Annotated in this window: 11 protein-coding genes and 1 pseudogene; 5 read left to right on the top strand and 7 right to left on the bottom strand. The window is 57.7% G+C overall.

Features of this window, described 5'->3' with window-relative positions; translation table 11 throughout:
- Both AC1DWM_RS29765 and AC1DWM_RS29760 read left to right on the top strand, forming a co-directional pair.
- Positions 1 to 207, top strand: a pseudogene (locus tag AC1DWM_RS29765) (TolC family outer membrane protein); the annotation flags it as partial.
- Between the two features lie 196 nt (positions 208 to 403).
- On the top strand, positions 404 to 604 hold the full coding sequence (locus tag AC1DWM_RS29760) for a hypothetical protein (protein ID WP_223511140.1): 201 nt from the start codon (positions 404 to 406) through the stop codon (positions 602 to 604).
- 196 nt (positions 605 to 800) lie between these two features.
- Here the strand turns inward: AC1DWM_RS29760 and AC1DWM_RS29755 are convergent, their stop codons facing one another.
- Both AC1DWM_RS29755 and AC1DWM_RS29750 read right to left on the bottom strand, forming a co-directional pair.
- The gene (locus tag AC1DWM_RS29755; RefSeq protein WP_223511141.1) at positions 801 to 1,136 is read right to left on the bottom strand and encodes a hypothetical protein; all 336 of its coding nucleotides are present in this window, start codon (positions 1,134 to 1,136) and stop codon (positions 801 to 803) included.
- Positions 1,137 to 1,208: 72 nt separating this feature from the next.
- On the bottom strand, positions 1,209 to 1,427 hold the full coding sequence (locus tag AC1DWM_RS29750) for a hypothetical protein (RefSeq protein ID WP_223511142.1): 219 nt from the start codon (positions 1,425 to 1,427) through the stop codon (positions 1,209 to 1,211).
- A gap of 179 nt (positions 1,428 to 1,606) precedes the next feature.
- Here AC1DWM_RS29750 and AC1DWM_RS29745 point away from each other — a divergent pair, with 179 nt between their 5' ends.
- Together AC1DWM_RS29745 and osmE are read left to right on the top strand one after the other, a co-directional pair.
- Entirely contained in the window at positions 1,607 to 1,846 is a 240-nt protein-coding gene (locus AC1DWM_RS29745) for a hypothetical protein (RefSeq protein ID WP_223511143.1), read from the top strand.
- 13 nt (positions 1,847 to 1,859) lie between these two features.
- Positions 1,860 to 2,207, top strand: coding sequence for an osmotically-inducible lipoprotein OsmE (gene osmE, locus AC1DWM_RS29740; protein ID WP_223511144.1), 348 nt, complete (start codon positions 1,860 to 1,862; stop codon positions 2,205 to 2,207).
- Positions 2,208 to 2,300: 93 nt separating this feature from the next.
- On the opposite strand, the gene AC1DWM_RS29735 is transcribed toward osmE, so the two are convergent.
- The gene (locus tag AC1DWM_RS29735; protein WP_223511145.1) at positions 2,301 to 2,498 is read right to left on the bottom strand and encodes an SPOR domain-containing protein; all 198 of its coding nucleotides are present in this window, start codon (positions 2,496 to 2,498) and stop codon (positions 2,301 to 2,303) included.
- A 210-nt stretch (positions 2,499 to 2,708) separates the two neighbouring features.
- Here AC1DWM_RS29735 and AC1DWM_RS29730 point away from each other — a divergent pair, with 210 nt between their 5' ends.
- The gene (locus tag AC1DWM_RS29730; protein WP_477796846.1) at positions 2,709 to 2,903 is read left to right on the top strand and encodes an NUDIX domain-containing protein; all 195 of its coding nucleotides are present in this window, start codon (positions 2,709 to 2,711) and stop codon (positions 2,901 to 2,903) included.
- A 43-nt stretch (positions 2,904 to 2,946) separates the two neighbouring features.
- Here the strand turns inward: AC1DWM_RS29730 and AC1DWM_RS29725 are convergent, their stop codons facing one another.
- The 4 genes from AC1DWM_RS29725 to benA form a co-directional block, all read right to left on the bottom strand.
- The gene (locus tag AC1DWM_RS29725) at positions 2,947 to 3,720 is read right to left on the bottom strand and encodes a 1,6-dihydroxycyclohexa-2,4-diene-1-carboxylate dehydrogenase (protein WP_477796845.1); all 774 of its coding nucleotides are present in this window, start codon (positions 3,718 to 3,720) and stop codon (positions 2,947 to 2,949) included.
- A 115-nt stretch (positions 3,721 to 3,835) separates the two neighbouring features.
- Positions 3,836 to 4,849, bottom strand: coding sequence for a benzoate 1,2-dioxygenase electron transfer component BenC (gene benC / locus AC1DWM_RS29720; RefSeq protein WP_223511148.1), 1,014 nt, complete (start codon positions 4,847 to 4,849; stop codon positions 3,836 to 3,838).
- Between the two features lie 10 nt (positions 4,850 to 4,859).
- The gene (gene benB, locus AC1DWM_RS29715) at positions 4,860 to 5,348 is read right to left on the bottom strand and encodes a benzoate 1,2-dioxygenase small subunit (RefSeq protein WP_007944753.1); all 489 of its coding nucleotides are present in this window, start codon (positions 5,346 to 5,348) and stop codon (positions 4,860 to 4,862) included.
- A complete protein-coding gene (gene benA, locus AC1DWM_RS29710) occupies positions 5,345 to 6,709 on the bottom strand; it encodes a benzoate 1,2-dioxygenase large subunit (protein ID WP_223511149.1) in 1,365 nt (454 codons plus the stop codon). The genes benB and benA overlap by 4 nt, the downstream gene beginning before the upstream one ends.
- Positions 6,710 to 6,883: the final 174 nt, after the last annotated feature.

The following is a 6,883-nucleotide window of genomic DNA, read 5'->3' as shown; positions in this document are numbered from 1 at the left end:
GGCTTCAAAGAGGGCGGCACCAGCACCAACGTGGACGTCCTCAATGCCGAAGAGTTGCTCTTCGTTGCGCGCCACGATCTGTTTGAGGCCAAGTTGCGCTATTTGATGTCGCACCTGCGTCTGGCGTCCTCGGTGGGCAGTCTGGGCGACGACGATATCGAGCAAATCAACAACTACCTCGGCCCGGAACTGCTGGTCACCAACTGACTTTAACCTGCCGCCGGTCGAGCTGCGCCCCCCCCAGGGCAACTTGAGTTCATAGTTGCCCGACATCCCACTCACTTCCGAACTGAACGCACCATTGCAGTGCAATGTGTTGGCGAAAATCTGATTTCTCAACTAGGGTCTCTACGCAATCAAATGTCCCCCTCTTATGCGTGGGCGACTGATCAAGGAGAGATTAATGATGTCCGTTCGCGACGCAGAAAAAACCTATCGCGCCTGGTCGAACCCGATCCTGTTGGAGCTCAAGGAGAGAGAACACCAACTGGACCCCGATGCGCGCCAGGCACTCGACAACGTTTTGGTAGAAAGACGGCTGATAAACCTTGGCAACCCTTCGGGCGCTGATCGGCGCAACGCTGATCACGACACACATAAGTAACTCGCGTGCGCATGACTGATTAAAAATCTACCTTTTGCTCATGCATGCAGAAGTTCGACATCCGGGCACGATCACGATCACGATCACGATCAACAAAACCACAATGCAGTTCGAAGCCATGCGCAAACAGGCGGCTTGATCGACGTCAGCCGGGAAAAATTACCGAGTTGACAAGACGGCTACGCGCCCTATGAACTTACAAACACGCCTTGACTGCCTTGCGCATCGCGTCGGACTTGGCCCACGGTGGCCCCTGATACAGCGAAACCCGGCTGCCGTCCTTGTATTTGACGATGTCCAGAATTTCGTCCGCCGTAAAGATGCTCGGTGCGTTGATTCGATAGCCATTGGAAATGCCGGCCTGAGTCGTCTTCGGAACTTCTTTCTGCCACTCTGGCAAAATGCATGCGGCCAGTTCTTTCGGCGGTTTGTTGCTGTATTTGCTGACGTTAGGCTCACCCGGCACCACAGACGCCGGCAACGAACAACCTGCCAACATGGCCAGCATTACGCCCCCAATTAACATCCGCATGACGCACCCTTATCCCGTAAAAACGCGAAATGTACCGCGTCGCCGTCCGGACATCCATCTATTGAACACAACTCAGTATGGAGCATTGTTTTCAGGAGGGTCTGGATAGGTTCTTTTGTTCAGATAGGCCATCCACCGTTCATACGCTTCATGCTGCCATTGCGTGACCCGTTCCCACTCTGAGCCACTCAGTTGATGAGCTGAAATCAGCTTCATCATCTCTGAAGTCGCGGCATCCAGATCAGCGATCAACTCATGGGCATGCAATTTGAAATCATCGGTATTGCTCATTTGGGGTGGCCTCGCCCTGACGACATTCATTGACCTTCGTACGATATCGGGCGGTGTCACTCACACTGATCTTTCCGACCAATGGAAGCACCTTCTATCGCTCAGGGATCAGACGAACAAACGTTGTGTCATACCAAATAGAACTACTATTTCCTTGCAAGAAATTGCAGGAGGTCGTCATGTGGCTTAACGAAGATGAAAACGAACTTCGCCGTGACCTGCAAAGCGTTGCGTCGGATTTGAGATGGTCGGCAGTAGAGTTGCTGCGCCTTGCAGAGCAGTTACGCCAGGCGGGCAATGATGTGGATGCACAAGCCGCTCTCAGGTTGTGCGAGTTGTTTCAGGGCGATGAAGGACGACTGGCGGGCTATGCCGAAGAAGTGAAAGCCAAGGTGATCAGTCGAACGAAAGTTCACTAACGGGAGCACTGCGATGAACAAATCTCTGTTCACGCTGGTGGTCGTGCTGGCGGCGGGTGGCTGCAGCACCGAGGAACACATTTACGGTGCCCAGCCGCTGGTCGCCAGGGTCGAGACAGGGATGAGCAAGGACCAGGTGCAGCAGATTGGCGGGAAGCCTGTCTCAATAACGGACCGCACGGTGGAACCTGGCACTTGTTTTGACTACACGTTGACGCAGGCAGGCCAGCAGCATCAGCCGTACAACATCAGCTTCGATGGCAACGGTAAAGTCGATCACAAAAGCTTCATGACCTGCGCACAGTGGAGTCAAGCGCAACAGGAGGCCAGGGAACCTTCCCACTCCGGTGGAGGCTACTGACCATTCTGACGTGCTGGACCCACTAGCCGTACACACGCTTATTGCAGGTATCCAAAGAAGAAGCCCCGGCATCCCGGGGCTTCAAATGTGCTGTCATGTTGATTTCTGGCCTGACGGGCGGGCCGTCCTCGTTCGATAGGCGGGAAGCGATGCGGCATAGGCCAGTGCTTCCTCTCTGCTGCTGAAATCCCCCAACCGATCACCTTGGGTGCACACCCGCCAGGGGCCATTGTTTACGCTGAGTACGTCATAACCGTTCATGTGCATTTTGTTCAACATCGGAACGCTCATAGTCACCTCCTTTTTGGCAGTGAAGTCGACGATTGACCCGATTACCTTACACCCCAGCTTTGCTCAAGTGCCGACCAGACGTCGCGCCAGTATTCCAGCATTCAATTGCACTTTTCGCTGAGCGCATTGCTCTAACCCGTGAAACAGAGGCCACGGCCCATATATTGCAAATTGATGTTTTTTTCATGGCATTCGTTAGTCAGGTAACAAATGAAAGTACGTGCAACGGTCATTTGCGAACTGGACCGACATGTTCTCCTGGTGCGTAAACCCAAGTGTCGCTGGAGCTTGCCCGGCGGCAAAGTCGAGCCAGGCGAAACCTGGCATCCACTGGAGACAGTCGACAACCTGAGCACGAGCGACGCCACGCGCCAGATAGTCAAAGCGTTTCTACGTCGCCTTTAAACTGTCTCGGCTCAAACCACTAATGGGTTGTTTTCAGTGAGCGTCAGCCCTGATCACCACCGCCGACCGGCATGATCATGCCAGTGATGTACGACGCTTCGTCGCTGGCCAGAAACAGAATAGCGCCCGCCTGCTCATCCAGCGTGCCATAGCGCCTCATCAAACTGCTGTCGAGCGTCTGCTCGACGATCTGCTGATACCAGACCTTTTCTTCCGCGCTTTGCTCGGCATCGTTGCGTGCAATGACCCGAGGCGGCGCTTCGGTGCCGCCGGGTGCGGTCGCATTGACCCGTACGCCACGGCCGGCGGTTTCGAAGGCCAGGCAGGCCGTCAGGGCATTCACCCCACCCTTCGCCGCGCCATAGGGCACGCGATTGATACTGCGCGTGGCGATGGACGAGACGTTAACGATGGCGCCACTCCCCTGCTCCAGCATGATCGGCAGCGCCGCATGACAGCACCACAACGTCGGAAACAGCGAACGGCGGACCTCGGCTTCGATCTGTTGCGCTTCATAATGCTCAAATGGCTTGGCCCAGATCGTGCCGCCGACATTGTTGACCAACACGTCGAGACGCCCGAAACGCTCGACGGCGGCGCGCATTACCCGGCTGCATTCGCTGTACTGCTCAAGATCGGCGGTCAGGGCCAGTACCTGGTTGCTCTGCCCCAATTGTTGCTGCAGCTCGAACACATGCTCGGAGCGGTCGACCAGAATCAACTGCGCACCTTCAGCAGCCATGCGCTCGGCCACCCGCCGCCCGATGCCTTGCGCCGCCCCGGTAATCAGCGCGACTTTTTCGTGAAATCTGTTCATGTGCACCTCGTAAAAAACACTGACCTGTGGGAGTGAGCCTGCTCGCGAAATCGGTCTGACAGGCGACATCACCGTTGAATGTTCCGCTCTCTTCGCGAGCAGGCTCGCTCCCGACTCAGGCCGCGCTGGCGGCAAATTTCTCGTAGTAAAAGTTCGCAGGCGCCACGCCTTGCTCGCGAATGAACTGACTGACAGCCTCGACCATCGGCGGCGGGCCGCACAGGTAGACGTCGACGTCGCCCTCGTTCAAATGCCGGGGTTCGATGTGCTGAGTCACGTAACCCTTGAGCGGATGCTGACTGTCGGGGCTGGCCACGCAGGCACTGAAGCTGAAATTCGGGATGCGTGCGGCGAAGGCTTCAAGTCGATCAAGTTCCACCAGATCAAAATCGTTGGTCACGCCGTAGATCAAATGCAGCGGATGTTCGCTGCCCTGCTCGGCGATTTTTTCCAGCATTGCCGTGAACGGCGCCAACCCCGTGCCGCCGGCCAGCAGCAACAACGGACGGCGAATGTCGCGCAGATAGAAGCTGCCCAACGGCCCGGCCAGGTTCATGCGGTCGCCCGCCTTGGCCATGCCGGTCAGGAAACTGCTCATCAGACCGCCAGGCACGTTGCGGATCAGGAAACTGACCTCACCGTCGCGCTGCAACGAGCTGAACGAATAGGCGCGGGTCTGCTCGCTACCGGGAACCCCGAGGTTGACGTATTGCCCCGGCAGGAACGCCAGTGTGTTCAGCGCTTCGCCCTTGATCGACAGCGCGATGGTGCTGTCGGACAGCTGCCGCACAGCACTGATTGTCGCGTCGTAACTGGCCTGGCGTGTGCGGCAAACGTCGGAGGACGCCGGCACTCGCACCACGCAATCGCTCTGGGCGCGCATCTGACAAGTCAGGACATACCCCTGCTCGGCTTCTTCGGCGCTGAGCGCGTCTTCGATGTACTCCTCGCCCAAATCATAACGACCGGCCTCGGCAAAGCATTTACAGGTGCCGCACGCGCCGTCACGGCAATCCAGCGGGATGTTGATGCCCTGGCGATACGCAGCATCGGCCACGGTTTCGCCGACATTGGCGTCGATGAACCGGGTGACGCCGTCTTCAAAATTGAATGCAATGGAATGCGTCATGACGGCCGCCTCACAAGTGGTAGACATCAATGACCTGGCGAACGTAATCGTTCTTCAGGATCACTTTCTTGGCCTTGATCAGCGGGTTTTCACCACGCACATCGAGGGTGTAGAAGCTGCTGCCGAAATAGCTGTCGACGGTTTTGTAGCGAAAGCTCAGGGTGTGCCAGTTGAAGCGCACCTTGCACAGACCATCCGCTTGTTCGAGCAACTCGATGTTGCTGAGGTTGTGCGAGGTCCGGGTGTCCGGAATGCTTGCGCTGGAGCGCTCGGTCTTGATGCGGAAGATGCGGTCTTCCAGGCCCGTGCGGTTGCCGTACCAGATCAGCGAGATTTCCCGCTGCGGGTCTTCGGTCAACTCGTCGTTGTCGTCCCAGGACGGCATCCAGAACGAGGCATCGACGGCGTACAGTTCCAGCCACTCGTCCCATTGCTTGTCGTCGAGATAGCGTGCTTCGCGGTAAAGAAAGTCGCGCACGGCTTCATAGGTGATGGTCATTGCACGGCCTCCACGGCAATCAATTCGGGCTGTTCAGCGGCCAACGCCTTGAGCATGGCTTGCTGCCAATACTTGTGTTGCAGCACAAACAGGCCTTCGTCCTCGGTGCGCACACCGCTGAGCAGCGGATGCAGGTCGATTTCTTTAGCCGCCTCATCGGCGCCCTCGACCCAGTGCTCGGCCCCGCGGGACATGTCATTCCAGGTGGTGACGCTGCCCTGATAGCTGGTCTGGCACGAGCGAAACTCTTCCAGATCGTCCGGGGTGGCCATGCCGCTGACGTTGAAAAAATCCTCGTACTGGCGAATCCGGCTGGAACGGGCGTGGTCGCTTTCGCCTTTGGGGGCGATGCAGTAAATGGTGATTTCCGTGCGGTTGACCGAGATCGGCCGGGCGATGCGGATCTGCGAGCTGAACTGGTCCATCAGGTACACGTTCGGGTACAGGCACAGGTTGCGTGAGTTCTCGATCATCCAGTCGGCGCGGGCCTGCCCAAAGTCTCGGGCCAATTCGTCGCGACGTTCATACAGCGGGCGATCTTCGGGGTTGGACCAGCGCGTCCAGAGCAGCATGTGGCCCTTGTCGAAGGAATAGAAACCGCCGCCCTGCTTGGCCCAGGTGCCGGCGCTCATGGTCGGATTGCTGTCGCCGGCATCACGTTGTTTGCGCTGGTTTTGCGTAGCCGCGTAATTCCAGTGCACGGAGCTTACGTGGTAACCGTCGGCGCCGTTTTCGGCGGTGAGTTTCCAGTTGCCTTCGTAGATGTAGCTTGAAGACCCGCGCAGCACTTCCAGGCCATCGGCGGACTGGTCGACGATCATGTCGATGATCTTGGCGGACTCGCCGAGATGCTCAACCAGCGGCACCACGTCGGCGTTCAGGCTGCCAAACAGGAAACCGCGATAGGACTCGAACCGCGCGACTTTGGTCAGGTCGTGAGAGCCTTCGCAGTTGAAGCTCGCCGGGTAGCCGGCCGCTGCCGGATCCTTGACCTTGAGCAACTTGCCGGAGTTGTTGAAGGTCCAGCCGTGGAACGGGCAAGTGTAGGAGCTTTTGTTACCGGTCTTGTGCCGGCACAGCGTCGCACCGCGATGACTGCAAGCGTTGATGAAGGCGTTGAGCACACCCTCCTTGTTGCGCGCGATGAAGATCGACTGGCGCCCCATGGTGGTGGTGTAGAAATCGTTGACGTTGGGGATCTGGCTCTCGTGGGCCAGGTACAGCCAGTTGCCTTCGAAGATGTGTTTCATCTCCAGATCGAACAACCGTGGGTCGGTGAACATCTCGCGCTTGCAGCGGTAGACGCCGGTGTCTTTGTCATCTTCAAGCAGGGAGTGAAGGTATTCGGGTCGCAGGGACATGGCCGCCGCCTCCATTGTTTTTATCAGGCAGGGCCATGCTAGGACGGGGGGATGAGGCGGACTATCCGTTGGGTGCAGACCGGTATCCGTTTACTGCAGACTGGGTGGGACCTGTAGCAGCTGTCGAGCCTGCGAGGCTGCGTTCGAGTGCGTAGCGCTCGCCTGGGAACGAAC

The organism is Pseudomonas sp. P4_C8, assembly GCF_056401975.1.
The sequence above is the reverse complement of the archived record's forward strand: the minus strand, read 5'-3'. Positions and strand labels throughout refer to the sequence as shown.

Bases quoted from the DNA above. Each gene is read 5' to 3' on its own strand.
- osmE (WP_223511144.1), top strand. From the start codon at position 1,860: ATGAACAAATCTCTGTTCACGCTGGTGGTCGTGCTGGCGGCGGGTGGC.
- AC1DWM_RS29760 (WP_223511140.1), top strand. From the start codon at position 404: ATGATGTCCGTTCGCGACGCAGAAAAAACCTATCGCGCCTGGTCGAAC.
- AC1DWM_RS29750 (WP_223511142.1), bottom strand. From the start codon at position 1,427: ATGAGCAATACCGATGATTTCAAATTGCATGCCCATGAGTTGATCGCT.
- AC1DWM_RS29735 (WP_223511145.1), bottom strand. From the start codon at position 2,498: ATGAGCGTTCCGATGTTGAACAAAATGCACATGAACGGTTATGACGTA.
- benA (WP_223511149.1), bottom strand. From the start codon at position 6,709: ATGTCCCTGCGACCCGAATACCTTCACTCCCTGCTTGAAGATGACAAA.
- benC (WP_223511148.1), bottom strand. From the start codon at position 4,849: ATGACGCATTCCATTGCATTCAATTTTGAAGACGGCGTCACCCGGTTC.
- AC1DWM_RS29745 (WP_223511143.1), top strand. From the start codon at position 1,607: ATGTGGCTTAACGAAGATGAAAACGAACTTCGCCGTGACCTGCAAAGC.
- AC1DWM_RS29730 (WP_477796846.1), top strand. From the start codon at position 2,709: ATGAAAGTACGTGCAACGGTCATTTGCGAACTGGACCGACATGTTCTC.
- AC1DWM_RS29725 (WP_477796845.1), bottom strand. From the start codon at position 3,720: ATGAACAGATTTCACGAAAAAGTCGCGCTGATTACCGGGGCGGCGCAA.
- AC1DWM_RS29755 (WP_223511141.1), bottom strand. From the start codon at position 1,136: ATGCGGATGTTAATTGGGGGCGTAATGCTGGCCATGTTGGCAGGTTGT.
- benB (WP_007944753.1), bottom strand. From the start codon at position 5,348: ATGACCATCACCTATGAAGCCGTGCGCGACTTTCTTTACCGCGAAGCA.